At 38.6% G+C, this 26437-nt stretch carries 28 protein-coding genes; 19 read left to right on the top strand and 9 right to left on the bottom strand.

What is annotated here, in order from left to right; all coding sequences use genetic code 11:
- Positions 1–97 precede the first annotated feature (97 nt).
- The 5 genes from UNSWCS_RS11485 (at position 98) to UNSWCS_RS04405 (ending at position 5698) form a co-directional block, all read left to right on the top strand.
- Positions 98–592, top strand: coding sequence for a DUF1566 domain-containing protein (locus UNSWCS_RS11485; RefSeq protein WP_021087431.1), 495 nt, complete (start codon positions 98–100; stop codon positions 590–592).
- 27 nt (positions 593–619) lie between these two features.
- Positions 620–1072: a DUF1566 domain-containing protein gene (locus UNSWCS_RS12740; RefSeq protein ID WP_051267824.1), complete on the top strand. Its 453-nt coding sequence runs from the start codon at positions 620–622 to the stop codon at positions 1070–1072.
- Between the two features lie 100 nt (positions 1073–1172).
- A complete protein-coding gene (locus tag UNSWCS_RS04415; RefSeq protein ID WP_035143489.1) occupies positions 1173–2783 on the top strand; it encodes an McrB family protein in 1611 nt (536 codons plus the stop codon).
- 4 nt (positions 2784–2787) lie between these two features.
- Entirely contained in the window at positions 2788–4050 is a 1263-nt protein-coding gene (locus UNSWCS_RS04410) for a 5-methylcytosine restriction system specificity protein McrC (protein ID WP_021087480.1), read from the top strand.
- Positions 4051–4447: 397 nt separating this feature from the next.
- On the top strand, positions 4448–5698 hold the full coding sequence (locus UNSWCS_RS04405; protein ID WP_021087504.1) for a hypothetical protein: 1251 nt from the start codon (positions 4448–4450) through the stop codon (positions 5696–5698).
- Between the two features lie 10 nt (positions 5699–5708).
- Here UNSWCS_RS04405 and UNSWCS_RS04400 read toward each other — a convergent pair whose 3' ends face one another.
- From UNSWCS_RS04400 to tupA, 4 genes are all read right to left on the bottom strand, one after another.
- Positions 5709–5996, bottom strand: a complete 288-nt coding sequence (locus UNSWCS_RS04400; protein ID WP_021087466.1) for a type II toxin-antitoxin system RelE/ParE family toxin — start codon at positions 5994–5996, stop codon at positions 5709–5711.
- Entirely contained in the window at positions 5997–6248 is a 252-nt protein-coding gene (locus tag UNSWCS_RS04395; RefSeq protein ID WP_021087446.1) for a hypothetical protein, read from the bottom strand.
- A 777-nt stretch (positions 6249–7025) separates the two neighbouring features.
- On the bottom strand, positions 7026–9269 hold the full coding sequence (locus UNSWCS_RS12735; protein ID WP_414531019.1) for a molybdopterin oxidoreductase family protein: 2244 nt from the start codon (positions 9267–9269) through the stop codon (positions 7026–7028).
- 259 nt (positions 9270–9528) lie between these two features.
- A complete protein-coding gene (gene tupA, locus UNSWCS_RS04380) occupies positions 9529–10347 on the bottom strand; it encodes a tungstate ABC transporter substrate-binding protein TupA (RefSeq protein WP_002941321.1) in 819 nt (272 codons plus the stop codon).
- 75 nt (positions 10348–10422) lie between these two features.
- Here tupA and tupB point away from each other — a divergent pair, with 75 nt between their 5' ends.
- The 10 genes from tupB (at position 10423) to UNSWCS_RS04325 (ending at position 20043) form a co-directional block, all read left to right on the top strand.
- Positions 10423–11115 carry a tungstate ABC transporter permease TupB gene (gene tupB, locus UNSWCS_RS04375; RefSeq protein WP_021087440.1) on the top strand — a complete coding sequence of 231 codons (693 nt, stop codon included), beginning with the start codon at positions 10423–10425 and terminating at the stop codon, positions 11113–11115.
- Between the two features lie 9 nt (positions 11116–11124).
- Positions 11125–12078 (top strand): tungstate ABC transporter ATP-binding protein TupC, encoded by a 954-nt coding sequence (gene tupC / locus UNSWCS_RS04370; protein ID WP_021087491.1) that lies wholly within the window; start codon positions 11125–11127, stop codon positions 12076–12078.
- A 245-nt stretch (positions 12079–12323) separates the two neighbouring features.
- A complete protein-coding gene (locus UNSWCS_RS04365) occupies positions 12324–13019 on the top strand; it encodes a molecular chaperone (protein WP_021087486.1) in 696 nt (231 codons plus the stop codon).
- Entirely contained in the window at positions 13009–13182 is a 174-nt protein-coding gene (locus UNSWCS_RS04360; RefSeq protein ID WP_002941238.1) for a twin-arginine translocation signal domain-containing protein, read from the top strand. Before UNSWCS_RS04365 ends, UNSWCS_RS04360 begins: the two co-directional genes overlap by 11 nt.
- Positions 13183–13212: 30 nt before the next feature.
- Entirely contained in the window at positions 13213–16035 is a 2823-nt protein-coding gene (locus UNSWCS_RS04350) for a formate dehydrogenase subunit alpha (protein ID WP_080655743.1), read from the top strand.
- A 1-nt stretch (position 16036) separates the two neighbouring features.
- Positions 16037–16678 (top strand): formate dehydrogenase FDH3 subunit beta, encoded by a 642-nt coding sequence (gene fdh3B / locus UNSWCS_RS04345; RefSeq protein WP_021087450.1) that lies wholly within the window; start codon positions 16037–16039, stop codon positions 16676–16678.
- A 219-nt stretch (positions 16679–16897) separates the two neighbouring features.
- Entirely contained in the window at positions 16898–17680 is a 783-nt protein-coding gene (gene fdhD, locus UNSWCS_RS04340; protein WP_021087489.1) for a formate dehydrogenase accessory sulfurtransferase FdhD, read from the top strand.
- Positions 17673–18416, top strand: coding sequence for a winged helix-turn-helix domain-containing protein (locus UNSWCS_RS04335; protein ID WP_021087439.1), 744 nt, complete (start codon positions 17673–17675; stop codon positions 18414–18416). Before fdhD ends, UNSWCS_RS04335 begins: the two co-directional genes overlap by 8 nt.
- A 25-nt stretch (positions 18417–18441) precedes the next feature.
- Positions 18442–18630: a hypothetical protein gene (locus UNSWCS_RS04330; protein ID WP_002941192.1), complete on the top strand. Its 189-nt coding sequence runs from the start codon at positions 18442–18444 to the stop codon at positions 18628–18630.
- A gap of 87 nt (positions 18631–18717) precedes the next feature.
- Complete coding sequence (locus tag UNSWCS_RS04325; RefSeq protein ID WP_021087510.1) at positions 18718–20043, top strand: aminotransferase class V-fold PLP-dependent enzyme; 1326 nt, start codon at positions 18718–18720, stop codon at positions 20041–20043.
- Positions 20044–20676: 633 nt separating this feature from the next.
- Here the strand turns inward: UNSWCS_RS04325 and hisG are convergent.
- Genes hisG through UNSWCS_RS04300 form a run of 5 tightly spaced genes read right to left on the bottom strand, consistent with a single transcriptional unit; the run spans position 20677 to position 23803 of the window.
- On the bottom strand, positions 20677–21291 hold the full coding sequence (hisG, locus tag UNSWCS_RS04320) for an ATP phosphoribosyltransferase (RefSeq protein ID WP_002941288.1): 615 nt from the start codon (positions 21289–21291) through the stop codon (positions 20677–20679).
- Positions 21288–21917: a type III pantothenate kinase gene (locus UNSWCS_RS04315; RefSeq protein WP_021087426.1), complete on the bottom strand. Its 630-nt coding sequence runs from the start codon at positions 21915–21917 to the stop codon at positions 21288–21290. Before UNSWCS_RS04315 ends, hisG begins: the two co-directional genes overlap by 4 nt.
- The gene (locus tag UNSWCS_RS04310; RefSeq protein ID WP_021087452.1) at positions 21904–22236 is read right to left on the bottom strand and encodes a hypothetical protein; all 333 of its coding nucleotides are present in this window, start codon (positions 22234–22236) and stop codon (positions 21904–21906) included. The genes UNSWCS_RS04315 and UNSWCS_RS04310 overlap by 14 nt, the downstream gene beginning before the upstream one ends.
- Positions 22233–23240 carry a lipoprotein gene (locus UNSWCS_RS04305; protein ID WP_021087488.1) on the bottom strand — a complete coding sequence of 336 codons (1008 nt, stop codon included), beginning with the start codon at positions 23238–23240 and terminating at the stop codon, positions 22233–22235. The genes UNSWCS_RS04310 and UNSWCS_RS04305 overlap by 4 nt, the downstream gene beginning before the upstream one ends.
- Positions 23240–23803: a hypothetical protein gene (locus tag UNSWCS_RS04300; RefSeq protein ID WP_021085040.1), complete on the bottom strand. Its 564-nt coding sequence runs from the start codon at positions 23801–23803 to the stop codon at positions 23240–23242. The genes UNSWCS_RS04305 and UNSWCS_RS04300 overlap by 1 nt, the downstream gene beginning before the upstream one ends.
- A 124-nt stretch (positions 23804–23927) precedes the next feature.
- Here UNSWCS_RS04300 and gatC point away from each other — a divergent pair, with 124 nt between their 5' ends.
- From gatC to UNSWCS_RS04280, 4 genes are read left to right on the top strand one after another with little or no spacing between them, the layout of a single operon-like run.
- Complete coding sequence (gene gatC / locus UNSWCS_RS04295) at positions 23928–24215, top strand: Asp-tRNA(Asn)/Glu-tRNA(Gln) amidotransferase subunit GatC (protein ID WP_021087429.1); 288 nt, start codon at positions 23928–23930, stop codon at positions 24213–24215.
- Between the two features lie 3 nt (positions 24216–24218).
- A complete protein-coding gene (locus UNSWCS_RS04290) occupies positions 24219–25352 on the top strand; it encodes a type IV pilus twitching motility protein PilT (RefSeq protein WP_021087508.1) in 1134 nt (377 codons plus the stop codon).
- Positions 25352–25969 (top strand): CvpA family protein, encoded by a 618-nt coding sequence (locus UNSWCS_RS04285; RefSeq protein ID WP_035143508.1) that lies wholly within the window; start codon positions 25352–25354, stop codon positions 25967–25969. Before UNSWCS_RS04290 ends, UNSWCS_RS04285 begins: the two co-directional genes overlap by 1 nt.
- Positions 25966–26433, top strand: coding sequence for a Fur family transcriptional regulator (locus UNSWCS_RS04280; protein WP_002941362.1), 468 nt, complete (start codon positions 25966–25968; stop codon positions 26431–26433). The genes UNSWCS_RS04285 and UNSWCS_RS04280 overlap by 4 nt, the downstream gene beginning before the upstream one ends.
- Positions 26434–26437: the final 4 nt, after the last annotated feature.

Raw genomic sequence — 26437 nt, 5'->3', positions numbered from 1 at the left:
TATAGTAAATTTATTCTTAATAGTGATAGTTTTTATGAACTAACATACATCATCAGGTTAATAGGTCTAATTTCAAGCAAAACAAGAAAGGATAAAGATGAAAAAGATAGCTTTTATGTTTGCTATTTTGCTGTGTTGTGGCTCTGCGTTTGCGTTTGACCCAGTTGTGGGTGATATAACTACCGGATTTAGCAGAGATAACCGTTTGGAAGTCGTTAGAGACAATATATATAAGCTGATGTGGCAAGACGGTGATTTACCTCTACATGAGATGGCTTACGACGAAGCCATTCACTACTGCGAAAATTTAAATTTTGCTGGCTTTGATGACTGGCGTTTGCCTACGATAAAAGAGCTTTTAAGCATCACGGATCATGGCATGGACAGCCCTACGATAAACAAAGCCTTTCAAAACATCGCATACAAGATGAGCGACAGAGGCGAAAAAATCTACGGCTGGTACTGGAGCTCTACCAAAAAAGCCAACAACGACCCGTCTGCTGCGTGGGCCGTGGCTTTCTGGTTCGGCGCCAGTAACCTTTATGGCGTTTCTAATAATCGCGACTTTGTGCGGTGCGTCCGGGACTATTGATTTTAAAATTTAAGAAAGGATAAAAAGATGAAAAGACATATAGCCGTTTCTTTGTTGCTTTGCGGACTGCTTCACGCAGAGGCACTAAGCCCTACGTGCTACCGAGATAATGATAAAAACGTAGTGGTATGTAGCGAAAAGAAGCTAGGTAAACTGATGTGGCAGGACGCAAAACAAATATTTGAAGGAACGTGGAAGGAGGCACAGGAGTACTGCAAAACATTAAGCCTAGCCGGATACAAAGACTGGAGGCTACCGACCAGAGCGGAGCTACTAAGTATAGTGGATAATGGTAGATATAAACCTGCTCTAAATGCGGCTTTTAAATACATAACAGACTCTGATTATCCATGGTATTGGAGCCAAACTAAACGTGCCGGCCACTCGTCTCGCGCATGTGTAGTGCGTTTCGAGGATGGTAGTGAAGACGGGCGCGATTTTCCTCAACACTACTTCGTGCGGTGCGTCCGACAGTATTGATTTTTGAAATTTCTTTTTTGAGAAATTTAGACTTAATGGCGATGCTTTAAAAAGCTTTTTGCTCCCCTTGCGGGAGCTTTTTAAAATTTAGGAGAATACAATGAGTAACTTTACAGCTGAGCAGATACTAAAGGTAAATAAGATTTTTAGTAGGATTGTCAACTGCAAGGGAAATTTGAAAGTGTTTAAGGATTTTGATTGGGATCAGGATAAAAACAATATTATTATATGTGAAGAAAGTCCATATGGAGATAAATCTCTTACACTAGTAGATGGTTGGAGTAAAGTGAGTCTTGAAGACATATATGAAAATGCGCAAAAAGCTCTAAGTATAAGTGATATAACTCATATAGTAGATAGAGCAAAGATTGAGCCACTGAAAGATTTTACGATAGAAACAAGGATAGATAAAAATAAAATAAATGATCAAGCAAATACACATTTTTCAGTTTTGCTACACCAACTTAGCAATCTTAAATTTGATGATTTTGACACGTTATACACTGCTTTTTATGATATTTTAGAAATTTGTAAAAAAGGACTAAATATCAAAGATACTCATACGATCTTTTACTTAAATATATTTCAAAGACTACTTGAATACTTTCAAAAAGGTGATGTAAATTTTTACATTAAAGATGGCACTGTAAAGCCAGTTGATGATGAGCTTGCTAAAAGACTTAGAGAGTTTTTTGTTATTAATAGAATAATTTGCAAATTTAAAAATTATGTAGCAAGAAATTCAAATACAACGGTCCCAAATGGATACGGACATATAGATACTGGAAAATTTATAGAAACACTAACAGATGAAGAGAAAGAGGTATATGAAAAATATGGCGGTGCTTTAAGGGATATTTTTGGCATTTTGTCTAGGTGCATTCCTGATGAATTTGACGAATTAACTCAAAATGGTATAAAAAATATCATCTACTACGGTGCACCTGGAACCGGCAAGACAAAATTTGTAAAAGATTGCCTTGATATTTTAGATCCGAACCGCGATAGAACCGAGTGGGTACAGTTTCATGGCGGTTTTGAATACGAGGATTTTATAGACGGCATAAAACCGATCGGCATACAAAACGGAAATTTAAATTTAGCTTTGACAAACGGCATATTTAAAGAATTTTGCTTAAAAGCAGCACAAAATACTGATGAAAATTTCTTTTTCATAGTTGATGAGATAAATAGAGCCGACATAGCAGCGGTATTTGGCGAGACGTTATCGCTTTTAGAGGAGAATTACCGAGGTGAAAGCATAAAGACTAAAAATTATACACTTAGTAAGCAGGAGTTTTCTATACCAAGCAACATATATTTCATAGGCATGATGAACGATGTGGATAAGAGTATCGACTGCTTTGATCTAGCTCTTAGAAGGCGCTTTGCGTGGGTCTTGATGGAGTGTGATTATGAGGCTGTAGAAAATGCGACGGATAAAGCCTACAAGACAAAATGCAAAAATTTAAACCAATATATTACTGGCAAAACGTATGAGTTAAATGGCAAGCAAGAACAAGATGGTTTAAATTTAGGTAGAGCTTATGAGATTGGGCATTCGTATTTTCTCAAAAAGGAAGCAATGAGTGAGCAACAAATTTGGAATAGGCATATAGAACCGATCTTGCGTGAATATATCAGAACACAGTTTGGCGACGGCGAAGTAGAGAAAAAACTAAAGATGGCTAAGAAAATTTTCGTAGGCTAGTGCGATGTTTGAAGATAACAGCTGTTGCAAGTGTGCCGAGCATCAAAAAGAAATAACCTTTGATGAGATGACAAAAGGTAAGACGGGCATAATATTTCTAAACGGACGGCATGATAAATTTGACCCAAAGATAAAAGAAGGTCAAGATGCGCACTATATACTTAGAAAGTATGAAGACAGCAACTATGTATTTGGCAATTACATAGGCCATTTTACCTTTGAAGGACAAGAGTATATCATAAACTCGCGTTTCGGTAAGCAGCTAGAAGCCGAGCTTTTTAAAACTATCGACTCGTCGTTTTTTAGCTCTGGCGGTAGCGTCGCCGAGATAAATGGCGAGATCCCTATGGACTACATCCTTTATGCCTCATTTATCAGCCGCTTAAAGCTAGCCAAGCTAAGCGGCTTTCCAAGCGTTTATAAGAAAATTCCTTTCAGAGACTACGCCATGCACGGAAGCCTCGACGTTAAAAATTTCATCAAAAAAGATCAGCCCTTTACGGGTAAAATTTCAAGCTGCAAAAGCTCGCGAGTGCCCGACGAAGTAGTCGCAAGGGTGCTTTTAAAAGCTTACGATATCTTGGTTAGAAAAAACACTAAATTCGTACTTTACGACAAAGAAATAAAGAATTTTTTGCTAGCCAATGCTAATGGCAAGATGAAGAGTATCAGAGACATAGATACGGCTTTGAACTCAAAATCCGTTATGAACGAGCTTTATAAAGACTACAAAATTGCTCTTCAAATCGCCAGAGTTATCATTTTGCAAGATTCTAGATATACGAACGAAAGCGCCGTCAAAAATCTAAATTTTGGTTATTTACTGTATGCGCCCAACCTTTTTGAACTTTATGTCGAGAGGCTCATAAAAAGTGCATTGGACGAATTTGGCGGTAAATTTAGCCTAGAGACTCAGTATAAAATTCCAGGCTTGGATTTGAGACCTGATTTTGCGATAAAAGATGAAGAAGGGAAAATTTTAGCTGTTTTGGATGCTAAATATAGGCATTTTTATAATGCCTATATAGGTGAAACTGATTGCAAGAATTTGCTACAAATAAAACAATACGTGGAGAAAGCCGGTTCAAACACTGGAATTCTAATCTATGCCAAAAGTAACGTCTTTAATGAGCCAAAAAACATAAGACATAGTTCTGAAAACAAAATTTTTATACTCAGTGTATTAACAAATGATAATAAAACATCTGCTGACGAATTTAAAAAGTACCTTAAGAAGATTTTAGAAACTATAAAAGAAAAAAGATAGTATCGCTGTCTATGTGGATATAAGATAAAAGGCACTATATCATCAAGTGATCCGCTAGTAGTCGAAGTGCCAAGCAGAGAAACATACTGTAAAGATATGCTTTAAAGATAAAAAATAAAATACGTAAAATATGCGATTAGAAAAATGCCTATGTAGCAGATGATGCACAAACAAGCTAGCAGGGGTAGGCATAAAGGACTCATTTAGTCTAGCTATAGAATATGACTTATATTTTAAAAGAATGTAGGTCAAATCTCTCTTTTACATTAAAAAGCCTCGCAGAGCCCAAAGGTTTAGAGCTCTCTAAACCAATTTGGGCAATAAAATGGTTTAGGCTAATGATTTTTGCCCAAACACATATAATTACTATAAATAGATATTAAATTAAAGAGGCAATATGTTTAAAAATCAACAAGCAAATATAACATTTGAGCTAGCTAGTGACCGAACAAATGCTCACAATAGTAGAGAAGAAAAACCTGGCTACCTAATGCCAGGATACTATCTAAACGAAAAATATGGCATCTTGAAAAAGCCTGTGAGACACATAAGATTAAATAAGCTTAGCTTTGATGACTTATGGCAAAAAAGAAGAGATGAGATGAGGTATGAAGTATCATATCTTGGCAAGATCAAGCTAGTAGATAAATATAAAGGCAAAAAGCCGCTAAAGCAAAACTGTCACTATGAATGCGTCATAGGACTAAACGAGCATACGCAATTATCAAGCTTACTAAAATCCATAAAAGCTGTAAGCAAAATTTTAAATATTGAACCCATAAATTTATACATTCATAGTGATGAGGGGCACCTTTTGAGAAAGAGCGATAACAAGGAGATATTTCCACTATTTCATGATGAAAATGGCAAACTAGGTGGCACATACATTACAGATAAGGATGGCAGAGCTTATTACATACATATAAAAGAGAGTGTAAATGGCAAGCAATACTATGAAAAAGGGGCTGAACTCGAATATGAAAAATTTGAACCAATATTTCAAAAGCATGCTCATGTAGAATGGAATAGCTTAGTAAATGGCAGAAACCAAATGCAAAGATTCAAAAAGAATACAACTGATCCAAATTTGGACTATAAAACCGTTTTTAAAACTGTATATAACACAAATGCTGAAATTCTGGGAATGATAAAAGGAGATGGTGGCAGTAAGCATAAGAAACTAAAAGCTTTTAGAGTGGCTAGCGAAAATGATAAGCTTATGAAAAAACTAGAAGAGCTAGAGGCTGTCATTGAAAAAGATGAGACATATATAGAAATCATTACTAGATATAGTGAAGAGCAAAAAGTAAAGGTAGAAGAGCTAGAGCATGAAAATCAAACACTAAGAACAAGGCTTAGCGATCAAGAAAGCTTATATAAAGCTCAAGAGACGGAGCTGCAAACTACTAAAAATAAGCTTTGCAAGGCCAATGAAGAGCTTATCAAAAAGAATAGTGAAATAGAGTTTGCAAGAGAAGAGATAAGGCAAGTAAAAGAAGAAATTTATAATCTAGTCATAACTCATGCAAATACAAATATCAAGCTAAAAAGAGAGCTTGAACACTTTGGCATATCCTTTCCTGTGGAGATTAAGATGCAAGAGCCAAATAGTAATTTAGAAGCTATAGCCTCTATAAATTTAAGCTAATAGTGTATTTCTATGAGTAAGGAGTAAGATTGTGCTTATATATTGCAAGTATTTTTATGTGATCTTGTTCTATACGAAAGACCACCACATACCCTTTAAAGATAAGATCTCTCGTGTCTTCTCTATTGATTGTTTTATTTTTTCTAAATCTATAAGGCATATAAGAGATGCTTTTTAGTCTTTCTAATAGCTCGCAATAAAAAATCCAAGCAATTTCAACGCTATCCTTAGAGTAAAAATCCAAAATCGCATCAAGTTGGCTTAGAAATTCCTTGCTTAAATAAGGAGTTTGCTGCATTTAGGCACCGTATTTTTTAAAAAGAGAATTTACATGAGCACTCATTTCGTCCATTGAGACATACTCTAGCTCTCCTTTATCATCCATATCAGAAATCCTCTTTAGGTGCTCTTCGTCCTCTTTACTAAGATAGTTTTGCTGCTCACTATAGGTTTCAAAAATAGCAGCTGGATCTATTTTAAAAAGTAGAGCCTTTATCGCTTCAAGAGTGGTATTATCTGCAGTTGTTTGAATGTTTATCATGGTAGTCATAAAAGTCCTTTTAAATTTGAGTAGATTATAGCACTTTAGAGTCTTTATTTTTGTTAAATCAAAAATTTTTATAGCTAAAAGTTTAAGAAAAACTGTCCTGATAATAGGACAAGCTTTTTTATTAAAAATACTCTAAAAGCCCTTTAAAATCACAGAATGCTCGTTACAGAGAATTTAAGACTTTGTTACAGAAAATCAGCAAAAATAAAGCTTTAAAATATATAATCTCCATATCAATAAAAAGTCGCATATATCGGACTTTTGAAAGGTTTAAAAGTGATAAAAGTTATAAAATTGGCGGAGTGTCCCTCTCTGTCCGCCACCACTTATAAACAATCACAAATTTTTACCAACTTTTGCAAACATTGAGCCACGATTTTAACGTTATTTTAAAACTTTATTCAAAAAATTACAAACAATAGCAAACTATTATTATCACAACTTTTTAGCTGACTATTTGGCTGACAATTCAAAAATAGCCAAACTTTTGCCTTAGTCAGCTAAAAGAAAAACAATACCTATACTCTCACACCAATTAGTGATCACAGAATTTAAAAGTTAAAGCCAATAAAAGCTTTTAGCCGGCGCATACAAGCTTTAAAAGTCTAAGAGCCTTGATAGATGTAAAAAATAGAGATAGCACTTCATAGCAATTTTATAAAAACAACCTATTCTTACTATGAGATTTCATCTAAAACAATAGGAAATTTTAGTTAATAAAAGTTGATTTGCTATTAAAATCTGAATTAAAAATTTCAAGGGCATTGCGCCCTTGAATTATGATCTAACAGGTGAAAGATAAGGTTTTTCAGAGTGCATAGACATCTCATTTTGTTGTCTAAATGCTATATACTCTTCTTCGCTTAATTTTTTTATGTTAGCTATAGTGATCTTAAGAGGTGTGATACCTGAGAGCGGATCGTGGTCTTGAGCATTTGCAAGCTCGTTACCGTCAGCCTCACTATAGTGGAAAGTCGTAAATATCGTACTCTCCCTAAGGTCAGGATTTACGCGAAGTTTAGCTGCTATCCTGCCGCGTTTGTTCTCTACCATTGCGTAGCAGCCATCTTCTAGCTCCCTTTCTCTTGCGATATCAGGGCTTACTTCGATTAGCGGACCTTCGATGCCAGCACCATACTCTAGCGGTGGGCACTCTCTAGTCATCGTACCTGTGTGGTAGTGATAAACTTTTCTACCTGTTGTAAATAAGCAAGGATAAACCTCGTCAGGTACTTCGCTCATCGCGCCTGAACCTACTGGATAGCCATCAGGTATATGCATTTTGGCTTTAAATTCAGCCTCCATGCTCGCACGCTTATCTTTATCGTCAGCGTAAAGTACTGGAGCTAGGCGGAATTTACCATCAGGTAGCATTGATTTGTGATCGGTATAAAGATCAGGTGTGCCTGGGTGATCTTCATCAGGGCATGGCCAGCTGATGCCACCTAGTTTTTCAAGTCTATAGTAGCTGATACCGCCAAAGAATTTAGGCATTAGTTTTCTAAGCTCGTCCCAAACCTCTTCTGCGCTTAAGAAGTCAAATCCCTCAAGTCCCATCGCTTTTGCGATGTTGCAAACTACTTTCCAGTCAGGCTCTACGCCAGCTACTGGTTCGCTTGCTTTTCTAGTTCTTTGAACGCGGCGAGATGTGTTGATAAATGTACCATCTTTTTCGCCCCAACCAGCTGCAGGTAAGACGACATCGGCCTTTTGAGCACTTTCAGTGAAGAATAGATCTTGCACGATAAAGCAGTCTAGGTGATGCGTAGCATGCACAAAGTGCTCTGTCCAAGGGTCACTCATAACAGGGTTTTCGCCATAAACGTAAAGCACTTTTAGCTCGCCGCTATCCATCTTATCAGGTGCGTATGTTAGTTTAAAGCCAGGCACTGGATTAAGCTCGAAGTGCCAAACTTTGCGAGCTTGCTCTTGTGCATAAGCGCTATTTACTGGACCTGCTGGGATGACGTTAGGTAGTGCGCCCATATCGCATGAGCCTTGAACGTTGTTTTGACCACGAAGCGGATTTACTCCAGCGCCTTTTTTACCTAAATTTCCTGTTAGGATCGCTAAATTTGAAAGCGAGAATACATTTGATGTGCCGTCGCTAAACTGAGTGATACCCATAGTGTAGCAAATAGCAGCACTGCCAGCTTTTGCATACATCCTAGCAGCCTCAGTGATAAGCTCTTTTTTGACGCCAGTCTCACGCTCAAATCTCTCAGGAGTGAAGTCTTTTACGGCTTCTTTTAGATACTCAAAACCCTCTGCATATTTTTCGATAAATTCTGTATCTTGTAAATTTTCAGAGATGATGACGTTCATCATTGTGTTTAGTGTTTTGATGTTTGAGCCAACTGGAATTTGCAAGAATATATCGGCTTTTTTAGCCATATCAGTGCGTTTTGGATCCACAACGATCATTTTTGCACCACGCTCTAAGCCTCTTTGCATCTGCATAGCGATGATAGGGTGGCATTCGCTTGTGTTTGTGCCTATTAGTAAAAATACATCTGTATCAGTCGCAAATTCAACAAGATCGTTTGTCATTGTTCCGTTTCCAAGGGTGCTGGCAAGACCTGCCACTGTTGGAGCGTGTCAAAGACGAGCGCAGTGATCTACGTTGTTACTTCCTAAAGCACGAAAGAATTTTTGAAATACATAGTTGTCTTCGTTGTTTGAACGAGCTGAACTAAAGCCCATGATAGAACTTGGACCATATTTTTCAACGCTATTTTTAAAAGTCTTTCCTAAAAATTCATAAACCTCTTCAAAGCTAACCTCTTCAAGTTTGCCGTGTTTATTAAACTCGCCATTTAATTTTCTCATCATAGGTTTGGTTAAGCGTTTTGGTGAATTTACAAATTCCCAACCAAACATTCCTTTTAAGCACAACTCGCCATCATTTACATGATGGTTGTCTGTTGGCTTCGCATCGACGATCCTGCCGTTTTCCACGATAAGATCTATGCCGCAACCAGTTCCGCAATACGGACAGGTCGTTTTAACTATATTTTGCATAGTATTCCTTTCGAATAATATTTCGCGATTTCTGGTTATTATATTCCTTATAACATAAAATAAATTTTAAAATTAATTATTTTATTTAAAAAAATTTTAAGTAATATGCAAATTTTGCATATTACTTTGACGCTGAATTTACGGAGCTTTTTGCCGTTTTTGTCTTATTTTGAATTTTGTTTTTTAGCTTAAGTGATTAAAAATAAATTTAAAAAATATGAAAATTTATAAAAAGATGGGCGATTGCTCGCCCTTTGAATTAGTTTTTGCGTGTGTTTGCGTCTGGAGTGAAAAGTGGCTTATCAAGAAGTTTGAAGTCGCCTATAAATTTCTGACCCTCTTCGCTTGTCGCCCATTTTATAAATTTCTCTGCATTTTCGATGTCAGTTTTAGGGCAGTGTTTTGGATTTACTGCGATTAGAGAGTAGAAGTTTTTAAGGTCGTTGTCGCCTTCGTTGATGATGACCATCTCAGGATGACCTTTTTGATTTGCTTCATATTTAATGTAAGTACCGCGATCAGTAAATGTAACGCCTTTTTGCTCAGCAGCAGCATTTATCGTAGCTAGCATGCCTTGGCCTGTTTGCATATACCAGCTATCTTTTTCAGGGACTTCACCAGCGATCTTTTTCCAGATGCCTTTTTCTTTATTATCTGTGCCTGATTTGTCGCCACGTGAGAAGAATTTGATACCATCTTTTTTGATGAGCTCAAAGCTTTGTTTGATATCTTTACCTTTAAATTTATCAGCGATTGATTTATCAGCGATAACGACGAAGTCATTGTACATTACGGCATTTCTTTTTAAGCCAAAGCCTTTTTCTACAAATTCTTTCTCAACTTTTGGTGAGTGAACGAAAAGTATGTCAGCGTTGCAGTCTTCGCCAAGCTTTAGAGCTGCACCTGTACCAACAGCTGTCCATTTTATATCAACACCTGTTTTTGCCTTATAAGCTGGGTAGATCGCATCAAGCAAGCCAGTGTTATCTGTACTTGTTGTAGTCGCCATGATTAGTTCATTGTCAGCGCCAAACGCCAAAACTGCGGCTGCTAGTGAGCCTAAAATAATCTTTTTCATTTTTCTCCTTTAAAAAAAATTGTGATATTATAGCACATTTAAAATAATCTTAAGAAATATGCTAGGAAAGAATAATTGGATTTTTTACTTAATGGCTTTACAGAAGCCTTTAATCTACTTTTAAACGGCAACCTTGAAACATATTCAGCCATCAAGGCTACTCTTTACACATCAAGCGTGTCGATACTTTTTGCCGTTGTTGTTGGCTTTCCACTTGGTTTCATGCTTGGCTTTTATGACTTTAGGGGCCGAAAAATTTTACGCCTTCTAAGTGACACGGCTCTTGCCATGCCAACAGTTGCGATCGGTCTTATTTTATACGCATTTATCACTAGAAACGGCCCGCTTGGCAGCTTAAATTTACTCTTTACACTAAAAGCGGTCATGCTGGGTCAGTTTGTGCTTGCCCTCCCTATCATCATCTCGCTTACTGCAAGCGTGGTTGAAAATATGGAGAAAAAGCACTATCTAACTATCTTAAATTTACGCCTTGCGCCGGCAAAGCTAGTTTGCTGTGTGCTTTACGAGCTGCGCTACGCTCTCATGGTAGTTATCGCCACCGCATACGGCAGGATCGTGGCTGAAGTGGGCGTTGCGATGATGATAGGTGGCAACATCAAGTACTTTACTAGAACGATCACCACAGCCGTTTCGCTTGAGACAAACAAGGGCGAATTTGCCATGGGTATAGCGCTTGCCATGGTTTTGATATTTATCGCATTTTTAGTAAATTTAGCGATCTTTGCGCTCAGAAAACTAGACAAATAGGAGCAAATTTTGATAAAGATAAGAAATTTACACCTAAGCTACGGCAAAAGCGAGATCCTAAATATCCCAAGCCTTGATATAAATACTAAAAAAATAACCGCTCTAATGGGCAGTAATGGCAGTGGCAAAAGCACGCTAATAAGAGTGCTCTCACGCCTGCAAAGCCCAGATAGTGGGGAAATTTCACTTTGGGGAGAAAATAGACCAAGCCTTGAAATGCTGCGTAAAATTTGCGTTTTGCTGCCTGAGCCAGCCCTTTTAAAAAGAAGCGTTAGAGAAAATTTCAAAGCCATTTTAAAAAGTAGAAATTTACTAAGCGAATTTGAGGAGCGAACCAGCGAAGCACTAGCTCTTGTGGGACTTGATGAGAAATTTTTAGACAAGCGCCACTTTGAGCTAAGTTCTGGTCAGACGCAGCGCATCGCATTTGCACTTGCACTTTCTTTAAGGGTGCCATTTTATCTGCTTGATGAGCCGACAAACAGCGTTGATATCGCCACTTCAAAGCTCTTTAGCAAGGCTATAAATTTGATGCACGAGAGATATGGCTGCGGCTTTGTCATCGCAAGTCACGACGAGAAGTGGCTTAGCATGCTAGCAAACGAGTGCGTGTTTTTGCACAAAGGCAGGGTCTGCGAGTTTGAATACAAAAATATCTTTGAGATAGAGGGTGGCGTGCTAAGCTTTGGCGATGATGCGAAGCTAAATTTACCTTCAAATTTTAAAGGCAAAAGCAAGATCACGATCAACCCAAGCAAGATAAAAATTTCTAAAACAGGTGGTGAGGGTCAAATTTCAGGGGTTTTGCACTCGGCCTCGCTTTACATGGGCGATGAAAAGCTTTTGAAGGTCAAAGTTGGCGACTTTTTGATCAAAATTTTTAGCCATGATGATGAAATTACAAAGATCGGAGAGCAGGTATTTTTAGAATTTGAAGATGGCTCGATGCTAGCTTTGGAGTAAAATTTACTCCCACTCTTTAAATTTATTCCAAAAATAAAAATGAATATCAAAAAAGAGCTAAATTTTAATAATTCTGCTAAAAAATCATATTTTGTATAATCCCCTAAAAATAGTGCTTTTAAATATGCAATTAAGGCATATTTAAGCTTTTTTTAACTTTTCTAATTTATTTTATTTTAAGCCAAATTAATAAGGCAATTAATTGTATAGTTTCAGTGTCGTTAAAAAACTATTTAAGGAAAAAGGTGAGCACAAAAGAGGAATTTGCAGCTGGCAGAAAACTTTACTACGCTACTTTCTCTAAATTCTTCGTATTTAGTGAAGATGAAAAGAGATTTGATGATCTTAGTAAAATGCTTGATCTCATAGAAGAATACAGCCTAAATGATGAAGTCTCGCATGCTGCTACTAATATAAAAAGTAAATTTAATGAAAAAAATCCAGAGAATTTGATCACCGAATTTGATGACATTTTTCACACTCCGCCAAGTCCGCTTAGAAACTCACTCTCTTTTTACGATGAGGGTTATGAAGTGGGTCATGCTTGCGCTGATGTGCGTAAAATTTTAGCTAAGACAAACATCAGAAGAGATGAGAGTAAATTTAAAGAGAATGAAGATAACGTGGGCTTTGTCTTTACGCTTATGAACGAGTTTATCGGTAAATTTGACGAGTGTGAAGAGGAGCTTTTTAAAAATATTATAAATCCAAACATTGATGAGTTTATAGAAAATTTATATGAGCATAAAAATAGTGAAATTTACAAGGATGTAGCCGTTTTGCTAAACGAATTTATCGCGTTTGAGCGCGTAGCACTAAACTCACCAAAACCAGTCAAGATAGACCACAAAAAGAGCGATGGTCTTTCAAGATCAGAAAGCATAAGAAGAGAAAAAAATAGGATAAGAAAACTAAGAACGGAGGGTACATATGCAAAATAGACGCGAATTTCTAAAAAAAGTCGGTCTAGTTGGCGCTGTGGCAGCAAGTGGTGCGGTAGCAGCAAATGCTAATGAAAATTTAAAATCAGGAAAGAGTAAAAAGACCGAGGTGCTTTATAAAAGAAGCAAAAACTGGGAACTTTACTACAAACAAGCAAAATAAAATTTGATAGAAATTTAAGAAAGGATGAAAATGTCTGAAGCTATATTAAACGCTACGCCAAACAACATCGGCCGTAGATCGTTTTTAAAAATGGCTGCATTAACAGGTGCTAGTGGAGCGGCCGGCTTTGCAGCAAGCAATGTCACAAGAGAAGCAACAGCTCAAGAGATGGCAAACCCATTTCCAGACTCAAAAATAGTAAAAACTGTTTGTTCAGTTTGCTCTGTAGGATGCGGAGTGCTAGCAGAGGTAGAAAACGGTGTTTGGGTGCGTCAAGAAGTAGCACAAGATCACCCAGTAAGTGCTGGTGGTCACTGCTGTAAAGGAGCAGACGTTATCGATATGGTTCGCTCACACTGCCGTGTAAAATATCCAATGAAAAAAGTTGGTGGCAAGTGGCAACGCATCTCTATGACGCAAGCACTTGACGAGATCGGTGCAAAACTAAAAGCTTACCGCGAGAAAAATCCAGAGCAGGTTATGTTTTTAGGATCAGCAAAAGACTGCAACGAGCAAAGCTATTATATAAGCAAATTCGTTGCGATGTTTGGGACGAACAACCTAGATCACCAAGCACGTCTTTGACACAGCTCTACAGTCGCCGGTGTGGCGAATACTTGGGGTTATGGAGCTATGACAAATCACCTTGGAGATATCCAAAACGCAAAGTCTATTTTTATAATCGGATCAAACCCAGCGGTAAATCACCCAGTTGGTTTTAGACACTTTTTAAAAGCAAAAGAAAAGGGCGCTAAGCTAATAGTAATCGATCCAAGATATACAAGAACGGCGGCAAAGGCTGATTATTTCGCACAAATTCGCCCAGGAACGGATATACCTTTTATATATGGCATGATGAATCTCATCTTTGAAAATGGCTGGGAGGATAAGAAATTTATTGATGACCGTGTTTATGGTATGGATCTGATTCGTGAAGAGGCTGCAAAATGGACACCAGAAGTCGTTGAAGATGTGACTGGAGTGCCAGCTGCAACTCTTAAAGAGATCACAGAAATTTATGCTAAAAACCGTCCTGGCTCAGTCGTTTGGGCGATGGGTCTAACTCAGCACACAATAGGTAGCTCAAACACTCGTATAGCTCCGATCTTGCAACTAGTGCTTGGCAACATGGGCGTAAGTGGCGGCGGATGTAACATCCTAAGAGGCCACGACAACGTTCAAGGTGCAACTGATATGGCAAATTTACCAGATAACCTACCTGGTTATTACCCTAAAAATGAAGGAAGCTGGAAATATTTTGCAAAAATGTGGAAGGTTGATTTCGAGTGGTTGCAAAAGAATTTTATCAAGCCTGAGTGGATGTTTAAGCCAGGATTTTCACTTGCACGCTGGTGGGCTGGTACGCTAAATGGTAAAGATGGCAATGATGCGATCGATAATGCAGGAGATAGCCTAAAAGCTCTTGTAGTTATAGGTAACGGCATAACATCTACTGCACAACAAGCAAAGGTTCAAGAGGGTCTTGATGCACTTGAGTTACTTGTTTGTGTAGATCCGTTTGTAAATGACGCTGCCGTTATAACAAATAAAAAAGATAATGTATATGTCATACCTGCTTCAACTCAGTATGAAACTAGCGGCACAGTCGTAGCTACAAACAGAAGTGGTCAATGGAGAAGCCAAGTATGCAAACCACTTTATGAGAGCATACCTGATCATGAATTGTTATTTGAACTAGCTAAACGCATAGGCTTTTATGACGAGCTAACTCGCACTATAAGGGACGCTGACGGCAAGATAGAGTGGCCAGAAGCTGCTACTCACGAGATAGCAAATATTATAAAAACTATCGGTATGACTGGCTGGACACCTGAGCGCCTAAAACGCCACCAAGAGAACTGGGATAAATTTGATGAAGTAACATCTCTTGGCAAGCCTGGCACTCCTGTTGAGGGCGAATACTACGGACTCCCATGGCCATGCTGGACAGAAAATCACCCAGGTAGCCCAATACTTTATGATACACATAAATCAGTTCGTGAAGGCGGAATGGGCTTTAGAAACCGCTTTGGTTTAGAGCACAACGGTGTTAGCCAGCTAGCAGCTGAAGGCTCAGCGCCAGTTGGTTCATCTATAAATGGCGGATATCCTGAGATCAAAAAAGACAATATCGAGAAAATTTTAGGCATCACACTGACTGATGATGAAAAAGCAAGGATCGGAGCCAGCTGGTCAACTGATGATAGTAATATCATAGCAACAAAATGCTTGGAGAAAAACATCGCTCCGTATGGCAATGCACGTGCTAGAACTATCGTTTGGACATTTGCCGATCAGATCCCTCAACACAGAGAGCCGATCCACTCACCAAGACCAGATCTAGCCAAGAAGTATCCAAGCTTTAAAGATAAAGCAAAACAATACCGCGTTGATACTAAATTTGAAAGCTTGCAACAAAGTAAGGACTTCTCAAAAGAATTCCCTATCAACCTTATTACAGCTCGTCTCGTAAATTTCAGTGGTGCTGGTATGGAGACGCGTGCTAGTAAGTATCTATCACGCATTACGCCTGAGATGTTTGCTGACATCCACCCAGAGCTAGCGGCTAAACATGGCATTAAAAATTGGGATTTTGTTTGGGTTCATTCACCTGAGGGAACTAAGATCAAGGTTCGTGCAAGGATCGTGCCATCAGTCAAGCCTGATATGATCTTCTTGCCATTCCACTGGGCTGGATATATGCAAGGTGTTGATATGACTGGAAATTTCCCAGAAGGAACTTTGCCATTTGCGGTTGGTGAGAGTGCAAATACCGTAACAAACTATGGATATGATATCAACACTCAAATTCCAGAAACAAAAGGCGGTCTTTGCCGCATAGAAAGGGCATAATATGAGCGCATTTAACGATAACAATAGACTTAAATTTTACTGCGATACAGATAGATGCATTGATTGCAACGGCTGCGCAGTAGCATGTGATGAAGCTCATGAGTTGCCTATCGGAGTTAGAAGACGCCGCGTCGTCACACTAAATGAAGGTATGCCTGGTAAAGAAATTTCAACATCAATCGCATGTATGCACTGCGAAGATGCGCCTTGTTCGCTTGTTTGTCCAGTTGATTGTTTCTACATCAGAGCTGATGGCATCGTGCTTCATGATAAAGATATCTGCATAGGTTGTGGATATTGCTTATATGCTTGCCCATTTGGTGCGCCACAATTCCCTAAAGATGGTGCCTTTGGTGCAAGAGGCGTAATGGATAAATGCACCATGTGTGCAGGCGGTCCGTTACCAACTAATAGTGAAGAAGAGCGCGAAGTATATGGACAAGATAGAATTTCTGAGGGCAAGGTGCCAGTTTGTGCTGCGATGTGCTCTACAAAAGCTCTACTAGTTGGCGAGTCAGATGTCATCGAAAAAATCTACAATGACAGAGTTGCTGCAAGAGGTTATGGCGAAAAAGACCTAAAACAAACTACTGTTTGGAAGATCGCTTACTACGCTGGCGACAGACTAAAACTAAAAGCGTAAATTTATAGGTGCTTTTTGCACCTATAAAATTTGTTATTTTCTCTAATTTTATACTTTAAGAAATATGCCTATTTTGCATATCAAATTTTAATTATAATAACGTTTATTTCGTATCAAAATACGTTTAAGCTTTTTGCTTTGTTTAAGCAAGTTTTTACTACAATCCAAAATTAAATTTAGCTTTTTGGGCTATCATTTGTGAAAACTTCAAGGAGCAAGATGGAACCGATTTATAAAACGCAGATCATCAAATATAAGGGCGAGCAAAAAGCACAGGTTGATGATATTTTGGTGCGTGAGATCAAGCTTGAAATTTACATAAATGACAAAAAATTTGGTGCCGTTATGGCAACGCCAACTGACCAAAAGGCGCTTGCTGTGGGCTATTTGATCAGCGAAAACGTCATCACAAAGCCAGAGGACATAGCTGAAGTTAGGCTCTCAAGCGATGAGCTAAGCGTCTACATAAACGCCAAAGTGAACGAAAAACGCCTAGAGCAGTTTGACGAAGAAAAGGTCATAATAAGTGGCTGCGGCAGAAGCTCAACGGCAAATATCGACCCACAGGCGATGGCGGCAAGAGCCGTAAAAAGCGGGGCTAAATTTAACAAAGATATGATCCTTGCTCAAATGAAGGAGTTTTACACGCAGTGCGAGCTTTACGAGATGACTGGCTGCGTGCATACGGCAAAGCTTTTTGTGAGCGAAGATAAATTTTACATAGGCGAGGATATAGCTCAGCACAACACGATCGATAAAGCCGTTGGCAAGGCCGTTTTAGACGGAGCTAACTTAGCAAATTCATTTTTGATGGTGAGTGGCAGACTTAGCTCAGAGATGGTCGCAAAGGCCGTTATGCACGGCATCCCGGCGCTTATCTCAAGGACAGCACCGACTAGCCTTGGCGTGGTGATCGCTCGTAAATTTGAGCTGACGCTTTGTGGTTTTGCAAGGGGCGAAAATATCAACGTTTATAGCGGCGAAGAGAGAATTGATGAGTAAAAATTTAGAAGAGTTAATAAAACAAACGCTAAATAAAAGCGGCAAACTTGACTGTGGTACGGCTTTTAAGATCGCAAACAAGCTTGGCATAGAAGTCGGCGAGGTAAGCGACGAGGCAACCAGACTTGGCATCAAGATAGACAACTGCGAGCTTGGACAGTTTGGAGGCTTGGATAAAGACCGCGGTAAATTTACATTGTCACTAAAGCTAAAAGAAGTGAGCGACGAAAAGGGCAGAGTTTTTTGCAAAGATGCAAGAGAGATGGCGGCGGCTAACGGCGGGCTAAAGACCATGCGATCGACGCTTAGAGACTACGGCTTTGACGTGAAGTACTGTCAGCTAGGCTGTTTTAAGGAAAAGAAAGGCAAAAAGATGAGAGTAAAGACGAAGACTTGGATAGAAAACGACGAGGGCGAGCTTATATTTGGTAAGGGTAAAACCGAAGTTTTAGACGTTATAGCCGAGGTTGGCTCGATATCAAAGGCAGCTGAAATTTTAGGTATGAACTATAAAAAATGCTGGTCGCATCTGCAAATTTTGCAAAAAAATTTAAAAGAAGATCTCTTTACGACCAAGCAAGGTGGTGGAGATAGCGCTGGCACTACGCTAAATGATAGAGCATACGAGCTCATAAACGCTTATAAACAGCTTCAAAACGACATCGAAGACTATGCAAATAAGCGCTTTAAAGAGCTATTTTTAAAACAAGACGAGAAGAAAAACGATAAAAAATAAACCAAATTTTTAAAAGGAGAAAAACATGTATGTAAAACTAAACGACAGGACTTATCTAAACAAAGATAAGATCACTAGAATCAAGATCGATAGCGTTCAAGACGGTATTCGCATCCGTTTTTATGAGGGTGCAAACCAAGTTGCTAAGAGCCAAAGATTTGAGAGTGAAGCAAAAGCTAACGAGTGGTTAGAGAAAAACTTCTTAAACAAATAAACAGACGCGAGTGGGCGCCCTGCCCGCTTGTAACCTCACTTTATACAAAATTTCATTATAATCGCGCTTTTAACCAAAGGGGAAATCGTGCCAACCATAGATGAAGTAAGAAAAAATATCATTTTAAAAGATGGAATTTACTATTTTGACTACACGGCCTCAGGCCTTGCCTATGCGCCTATCGAAGATGAAATTTCAAACTTTTTAAAAACCTACGCAAACACTCACTCAGACAGCAGCTCAAGCGCCGTGCTAACGCAAAAACGCTACGAAAACGCAAGAGCCGAGCTAAAAGAGCTTTTGGGGCTTGATGATAGCTTTTATCTAATAGCAACGGGACAAGGCGCAACGGCTGCGATAAAGAAATTTCAAGAGATAATGGGAATTTATCTACCGCCAACGACAAGAGCCTTGATCGGCGAAGCAAATTTAAGAAGCGTAAATTTACCACTCGTGCTTGTTGGGCCCTATGAGCACCACTCAAACGAGATCAGCTTTCGTGAAGGGCTTTGCGACTGCGAGCGTATCAGGCTTGATGAAAATGGCGAGATAGACTACGTGATGCTTGAGAGGACGCTAAAACTAAACGCAAAAAGAAAGATCATCGCCTGCTTTAGCGCCGCCTCAAACGTCACAGGCGTGAAAACCGACTACAAGAGAATTTACTCGCTCGTTAAAAAATTTGGCGGAGTGGTGGCATTTGACTGCGCGGCAACCAGCTCGCATGAAAATTTAGACGCCGCCTACTTTGACGCAGCCTTTTTCTCACCTCACAAGCTACTTGGCGGAGTTGGGAGTTGCGGGCTTTTGGCGATCAAAAAAGAGCTTTATACAAGCGATATCCCAAGCTTTGCAGGTGGCGGCACCATCGCGCTTGCGACGCCATCAAAGCACCTTTTTATAAAAAATGCCGAGCAGCTTGAAGAGGCTGGCACGCCATCTATATTGGGGCTGGTGCGAGCAAGTCTAGCTTACAGCCTGCAAGCAAGTGTCGGAGTAGAAAATATAAAAGCACGTGAAGATGAGCTAACAAATTTCTTTAAAAAAGAGCTTAGCAGCATCGAGGATATCACCATTTATGGGCCTAAAAATGCAGAAAAACTGCCTATTTTTTCATTTAATGTGCGCGACATTTCGCCTTATGACTTTGCTGCAACACTTAGCAACAACTACGGCATACAAAGCCGCGCTGGCGTGATGTGCGCTGGGCCTTATGCTTTTGACCTGCTGGGGCTTAAAGAGAATAAGGTCTTGGAGAAAAAGCCAGGTTTTGTAAGGGTGAGCATGCACTACACACACACAAAAGAGGACGTGCTCTATCTCATAAACGCTATCAAATCATCTATCAAAAAGCACCGCGAACTTTGGGGCGAGGAGAAGGCGATGTATGAGATGTTTGGCGGTAAAATTTAGGCTAAATTTGTTGTTTCGGGTTAAATTTAATAGATTTTAAAATTTAAACATTTTGTTTTTAAACAGCTTCTGCAAAATTAGTTTTTCTAAATTTAAACTGGCTTTACCTATATCAAATTTGGTCGGTCTGAAATAAAATTTAAAATTTATCATGGTAGGACATAAGCCCCACTCAATAAAAATATTCAAATTTAACTTGTAACTTTAGTGGAGGTTACAACTTTTGATTTGCCCAAATTTTAATAGCAAGTTTTTTTAAAAATAGGTTTTGAAATTTAAATGTTTTGCTTTAAGTAGTTTCTGTAAAATTAGTTTTTTAAATTTAAACCTGCCTCATCTGCATCAAATTTCATCACTCCAAAATAAAATTTGACTATAAAACTAAAACCTATCATAACGACACACAAACCCAACCAAAAACATGCATCTATCACACCCAACCAAATAACTTCAAATTTAACTTGAAAATTTAGTAGCGGTTACAACTTTTGATTTGCCCAAATTTTAATAGCAAAGTTTTTAAAATTAGACAAAGTAAGTCATGTAAATTTAATATCCTATGCACTTAAATTTACTAGCTTCAAAGTGGATAAATTTAGGCGTTTTTAAATTTAGAAGTCAAAATTTCAAATTTTACTTTGAAATTTCATCTTTTATCTTTTGATAAAGCTCCAAAATTTCATCTTTTTTGATGATGAAGCTATTTTTATTTGCGATTAGATAGGCTGAGCTTTGCATGATATCGCCAGCCACTTTTAGCCCATTTTGCTTCATGGTTGAGCCAGTCTCGACCACATCGACGATCGCGTCGCTTAGCCCGACAAGCGGTGCAAGCTCGATCGAGCCATAAAGTTTGATGATCTTGACGCCAACAGCAAGCTTGGCAAAGTAGTTTCTAGTGATATTTGGCATTTTTGTAGCGATCTTTAGCTCAGACCTTGAAAAATCAAGCTCATCTTCGTTTTTTATACCGATACAGACCTTGCACTTGCCTATTTGTAGATCAAGCAGCCTCACTACATTTGGCTTATGCTCTTCAAGCACGTCAAGGCCGACCACGCCGATATCTGCAGCGCCTTCAGTGACGTATGTTGGTATGTCTTGGTTGCGAACCATTAAAAATCTAAAATTTCCCTCTTCAAGGATGAGTTTTCTATCCTCAAACATAAAGCTCGAACCAAAAATTTTTCTAAAAATTTCAAGTGTATCTTCTGCGATCCTGCCCTTTGGCAAGGCTACTGTTATCATTTTAAAATTTCCTTTTTCTCATCGATTATTTTTTGCATGGCGCGAAAGATAAGCATCTTGTCGCAAATGGCATTTTTAAAAAATTTAGATAAAAAGTCACCATCTCCGCCAGTAAAATAGACCTTTTTGCTGCCTGCTAACTTTGAAATGAGCGTGATAATGGGCTTTATGATGCCATAACTCACAGCATCGCTCGTCTTTTGAGGCAACGCATCGATGTCTATTTGCGAATTTAGTGTCACATCAAGGCGTGGCGAGATGCTTTTATAGGCATTTAACATAGTTGCGATGCCTGGCAAGATGTAGCCGCCAAGATGAAGTGAGTTTGCCATTATATCAACGGTTATGGCACTTCCAGCATCTACTATAACGCCATCATTTATCATATAGCACCCTGCTTTTCTATCTACTCCAAGACCTTGATAGATCGTGTCTATCTCAAAGTAAGGCTCTAAATTTACAAACATTTCGTCCTTATCTATCATCCGCAAAATTTCTTCATTTACGCAGATAAAATATACCTTTTCGTCTGGCTTGTAGTTTTTAAATTCGCTAACTTTTATATGTGTGATCTTGCCATTTTGCAAAAAAGAGGCGTTGGTGTTGCCGATATCACACAAAATCATAACAGCTCCAGCCTTGTTCTTTGAAGTAGTTTAGGGATTTTGAGCAAATTTGAGAGTTATAAAAGATCACACGTTTTTTGATCTTGGTTTGAAATTTATCTTCAAATTTAGTGCAAATTTCATTTATCTCGCTGGCTTCTTTGAGCAAAAGCCTGCTCTTTGCACTTCTTAAAAAAACGATCTCGTAGAAATTTTTTGTATCAACACCAAAAAACGCCTCAAGTGAGCGTTTCTTGGTAAATTCGCTAAGGTCAAGTCTTTTTAGATCCCTTAGCAAGATCTTTTTAGCTTCAAAAAGCTCCCAAATTTTTTGGTTCATTGCCCTAGATTAACATACTCGTTATCATAGTAAAATGCGCCATTACCCATGAAGCTTTTATCTTTTATCTCGTCGCTAAATTCATAAATTTCAGCTCCGCTAAGGTCTAAATTTGTCTTTATAACATAGCCTGTTTTTTCGATGACATAGAGCTTATTGTTAATGATGGTAGCCGCTGAGAAGATAGCAAATTTGAAATTTACCTTATTTTGCTCTTTTAGCATGAGGTCTGTTCTTACTATCGTGCCATCTTTTTTAAAGATGTAAATTTCATCGTTATGAACTAGCACGTCTTTGATCTCATCGTCATAATATACTGTCTGGCTTGGGTTGATGACGATTAGTTTTTTAGCTGTTGCTGCGATTAGGTTATCGCCCTCAACGCCTAAAAATATGATGTTATTAAAGAAATTTTCAGAGCTTACGACAACGTCGCGTAAAATTCTACCAGTATCTTTTTGCACGATGTAAATTTTACCATCAAGCGCTGGATAGACGATGAGCGAGCTCATGAAGTAAGGTGCCACAACTCTTGAATCAACCGCTGCGATATCAGATGAGCTATACTCCATTAGCGTAGTCGCTGTGTTGATGTCGATTAGATAGATGTGGTTTGATGCACTGATAGCTGCAAGTTGGTTTTGATCAAGTGAGGCTGCTACGATCGCAGTTGGGAATTTACCGCTATAAACGCTGTGACCGCTAGGATCAGTCACGTTTAGATCGCCATTTATGCTAGCTGAGATAACAAAGCCGTTATTTTCGTTTAAGAAGTTGAAATTTTCAGGCAAGGTAACGCTTTTATTTAGCCCATTTTTAGTGATGATGTTGCCATTATCCAGCGTTGCGCCATTTGCATTTGCTGATTTGATGTAAGAAGGAAGATCTTTTGATAAAGATATCTCACCAGAAGTTTGCGCAGGCTCAAAATATTGTCTTTTTGTGCCGCATCCGCTTAGAACTAAAGCCAAGGCAAAAGCCAAGAATAGTGTAAGTTTTTTCATTATTTTATTCCCTGATAGTGTTTTAAATTTTTAACTAAAGTTTGTAGTTGTGAGTCAAGTGCGATCTTGTCAAATTCTACATTTGCCTCTTTGATTTTATTTTGTTTTAAAAGCTCAAAACCTTTTAAAAGTGCGTTATATTCGCTTAAAATTTGAGTATTTGCATCGCCAGTTTGTGAAAGGATGATATCTTTTACGATCGGATTTACTTTTAAATTTGCAAGCTCACTAATGCCCTTTGTATCGTTTTTATCAAGCATTTGCCCAAGTGAGAAAAGCGCATATAAGCTTGGCTCTTTCTCCTTTAAAACATTTAAAGCACTTGCGTCATTTGGATTTAAGATAAGCTTTGAATAGGCTAAATTTGCCTCCTCAACTCTGTTGTCGTTTAAAACCTTACTAGCGTAAAATCCGATGAGAGCGACGATAGCTGCCACGCATAGCACGATCAGCAAAGTTTTGTATTTCCTAAAAAAACGCTCTCCCTTGATCATACTCTCAAGAAACTGCTCTTGGGCGTCGATCTCTTTTTTTATCTCGGTTAAGTCTTCTTTTATAGCCAACGTTTTTCCTTGCTTTTAAAAAATTTTAATTCGCAGATTTTAGCATAATTAAATTAAAAGTAGCCCAAAATTAAAGCTTGAATGTGATATAATGCCTCAAAATCAATTAAAAGGTTGCTTAATAATGCAAATAGACGACACTCTCTTAAATAAACTAGAAAAACTCTCCGCATTACAAATTAATGATGAAAAAAGAGAAGAGATCAAGAAACAATTAAGCGAAATCGTATCTTTTGTCGATATTTTAAACGAGCTTGATCTAAGCAGCGATGAGGCCGTAGTTAGCTCTATAAAAGGTGGCACTCCATTAAGAGAAGATGAGCCACATTTAAGTGACGTTGTCGATGAAATTTTAAAGCACGCCCCTTCACGCGAGGGACACTTCTTTGCCGTGCCAAAGATCATAGAGTAAAATATGGATCTAATCGAACAACTAAGAGCGCAAAGCTCGGATGCCCAAACCAAAACATCAGAGAGCAATCTCTCTGGTGACATCCAAACGCTTCTAAAAACCGTTGTTTTTAATAAAGCCAGTGACCTCCACCTAGTCTCAAGGTCTGAGCCTCAAATAAGGATAGATGGCACTTTAAGACCGCTTGAATTTGGCGTTCTAAGTGGCAAAGATATAGAAAATTTATGCTACGCTCTAATCACAGACGCCCAAAAAAGCGAACTTGAGAACAACAAAGAGCTTGACTTTGCCATAGAGCTTCCAAATATCGGCCGCTTTCGTGGCAACTACTACTACACGATGAATGGCGATCTAGCGGCAGCTTTTCGTATCATACCTATCAACATCCCTTCGCTTGATGAGCTAAATGCACCACAAATTTTTAAATATATCATCAAACGAGAAAAAGGCCTTATCCTGGTTACTGGACCAACAGGCAGTGGTAAATCAACGACGCTTGCTGCGATGCTTAATGAGATAAATTTAAATTATAGAAAGCACATCATCACCGTTGAGGACCCAGTAGAGTTTGTGCACAACAACAAAAAAGCCCTATTTTCACATAGAAATGTTGGCACCGACACGCACTCTTACTCAAAGGCACTAAAATTTGCACTTCGTGAAGACCCAGATATCATACTTGTTGGCGAGATGAGAGACAAAGAGACGGTCTCTACGGCTATAGGGGCAGCTGAGACTGGACACCTAGTCTTTGGCACTCTTCACACAAACTCAGCCATACAAACTATAAATAGGATCGTTGATAGCTTCGATGGAAGCGAGCAGCTTCAAGTAAGAAATATGCTTAGCGTTTCGCTAACTGCTGTCATCTCACAAAGTCTGATCCCAAAAATAGGCGGCGGAAGGTGCGCTGTGCATGAAATTTTGATAAATAACATGGCGATTTCAAACTTGATACGCGAAAACAAAGTGCATCAAATTTACTCTCAAATGCAGCTAAATCAGCAACAAACTGGCATGAGCACGCAGACTCAAGCACTGATGAAAGCGCTAAAAGAGGGCTTGATCACAAAAGAAAACGCGCTAGCCTACTCAACTAGCCAGCAAGAACTTCAAAATTTAATAGGAACTGTATGATGGATTTAGTAACTTGGTTTGACATTATCGTCATCGCCCTTGTCCTGATACTTGGTGTAAAAGGCATAATAAACGGGCTTATAAAAGAGGCATTTGGGCTTATCGGGCTAATAGGTGGCCTAGTTGTCGCTAGTAGATTTTCAGATGTAGCTGAGAGCTTCATAAGTAAAAATATCTATAAATTTGAAAATCCTTCATTTTTACAATTTGTCGCATTTATCGGACTTTGGCTAGTTTTTTGGCTAGTTTGTCTGCTAGTTGGCAAATTTTTATCAAAGATAGTCTCAGTAAGCGGACTTGGCTTTTTAGACAGACTTGGTGGATTTGTCATGGGAAGTGGCAAAATTTTCCTCACATTTTCAGCAGTCGTTGCCGTAATGTCAGGCACTTCGCTAAATAAAATGATCGAGCCATACTTTACAAATAGCAAGGTCTATCCGCTCCTACTTGAAACTGGTAGATGGATAACAAATATCAATGTGAAAAACATCAAAAATGAGCTAGATGAGATGGTAGTAAGACCAAAGGATACAAACAAGAGTGATGCATTTATATCAATGGATGCAAATGCAAGCATAAACACCGACACAAACGCCACTAAAGGGGAAGAAAAATGATAGAAAATTTAGAATATGATGCCTTGCTTGAGAAATTTAAAAGAGTTCTTCGCGACAACGGTTTAAAATATACAAAACAGCGTGAAATTTTGCTAAAAACGCTTTATAACAACGACGAACACTTTACGCCAGAGAGGCTATATCTTTTTATAAAAGAGACCTACCCTGAGCTAAATATCGGCATCGCAACTGTTTATAGAACGCTAAATTTACTTGAAGAATCAGAGATGGTAACATCTATCAGTTTTGGCTCACAAGGCAAGAAATTTGAGCTTGCCACAAAGCCACACCATGACCACATGATATGCAGAAAGTGCGGCCTTATCATAGAGTTTGAAGATCCTATGATAGAAAAAAGGCAAATAAGCATTGCAAAAGAGCATGGCTTTAAACTAACTGGTCACATGATGCAGCTTTATGGAATTTGCGAAAAATGTTCAAAAAATAATATAAAGGGAAAGTAAGGTG

It is taken from the genome of Campylobacter concisus UNSWCS (genome assembly GCF_000466685.1).
GTDB lineage: Bacteria > Campylobacterota > Campylobacteria > Campylobacterales > Campylobacteraceae > Campylobacter_A > Campylobacter_A concisus_A.
Note: the sequence above shows the minus strand (reverse complement) of the source record. Positions and strands in the feature narration are given on the sequence as shown.

Bases quoted from the DNA above. Each gene is read 5' to 3' on its own strand.
- UNSWCS_RS04395 (WP_021087446.1), bottom strand. From the start codon at position 6,248: ATGACTACCATGATAAACATTCAAACAACTGCAGATAATACCACTCTT.
- UNSWCS_RS04280 (WP_002941362.1), top strand. From the start codon at position 25,966: ATGATAGAAAATTTAGAATATGATGCCTTGCTTGAGAAATTTAAAAGA.
- UNSWCS_RS04415 (WP_035143489.1), top strand. From the start codon at position 1,173: ATGAGTAACTTTACAGCTGAGCAGATACTAAAGGTAAATAAGATTTTT.
- tupA (WP_002941321.1), bottom strand. From the start codon at position 10,347: ATGAAAAAGATTATTTTAGGCTCACTAGCAGCCGCAGTTTTGGCGTTT.
- UNSWCS_RS04315 (WP_021087426.1), bottom strand. From the start codon at position 21,917: ATGATTTTGTGTGATATCGGCAACACCAACGCCTCTTTTTTGCAAAAT.
- UNSWCS_RS04330 (WP_002941192.1), top strand. From the start codon at position 18,442: ATGTATGTAAAACTAAACGACAGGACTTATCTAAACAAAGATAAGATC.
- UNSWCS_RS04360 (WP_002941238.1), top strand. From the start codon at position 13,009: ATGCAAAATAGACGCGAATTTCTAAAAAAAGTCGGTCTAGTTGGCGCT.
- UNSWCS_RS12740 (WP_051267824.1), top strand. From the start codon at position 620: ATGAAAAGACATATAGCCGTTTCTTTGTTGCTTTGCGGACTGCTTCAC.
- UNSWCS_RS04290 (WP_021087508.1), top strand. From the start codon at position 24,219: ATGGATCTAATCGAACAACTAAGAGCGCAAAGCTCGGATGCCCAAACC.
- gatC (WP_021087429.1), top strand. From the start codon at position 23,928: ATGCAAATAGACGACACTCTCTTAAATAAACTAGAAAAACTCTCCGCA.
- UNSWCS_RS04405 (WP_021087504.1), top strand. From the start codon at position 4,448: ATGTTTAAAAATCAACAAGCAAATATAACATTTGAGCTAGCTAGTGAC.
- UNSWCS_RS04285 (WP_035143508.1), top strand. From the start codon at position 25,352: ATGGATTTAGTAACTTGGTTTGACATTATCGTCATCGCCCTTGTCCTG.
- UNSWCS_RS04305 (WP_021087488.1), bottom strand. From the start codon at position 23,240: ATGAAAAAACTTACACTATTCTTGGCTTTTGCCTTGGCTTTAGTTCTA.
- fdh3B (WP_021087450.1), top strand. From the start codon at position 16,037: ATGAGCGCATTTAACGATAACAATAGACTTAAATTTTACTGCGATACA.
- UNSWCS_RS11485 (WP_021087431.1), top strand. From the start codon at position 98: ATGAAAAAGATAGCTTTTATGTTTGCTATTTTGCTGTGTTGTGGCTCT.
- UNSWCS_RS04310 (WP_021087452.1), bottom strand. From the start codon at position 22,236: ATGAACCAAAAAATTTGGGAGCTTTTTGAAGCTAAAAAGATCTTGCTA.
- UNSWCS_RS04400 (WP_021087466.1), bottom strand. From the start codon at position 5,996: ATGCAGCAAACTCCTTATTTAAGCAAGGAATTTCTAAGCCAACTTGAT.
- hisG (WP_002941288.1), bottom strand. From the start codon at position 21,291: ATGATAACAGTAGCCTTGCCAAAGGGCAGGATCGCAGAAGATACACTT.
- fdhD (WP_021087489.1), top strand. From the start codon at position 16,898: ATGGAACCGATTTATAAAACGCAGATCATCAAATATAAGGGCGAGCAA.
- UNSWCS_RS04410 (WP_021087480.1), top strand. From the start codon at position 2,788: ATGTTTGAAGATAACAGCTGTTGCAAGTGTGCCGAGCATCAAAAAGAA.
- UNSWCS_RS04335 (WP_021087439.1), top strand. From the start codon at position 17,673: ATGAGTAAAAATTTAGAAGAGTTAATAAAACAAACGCTAAATAAAAGC.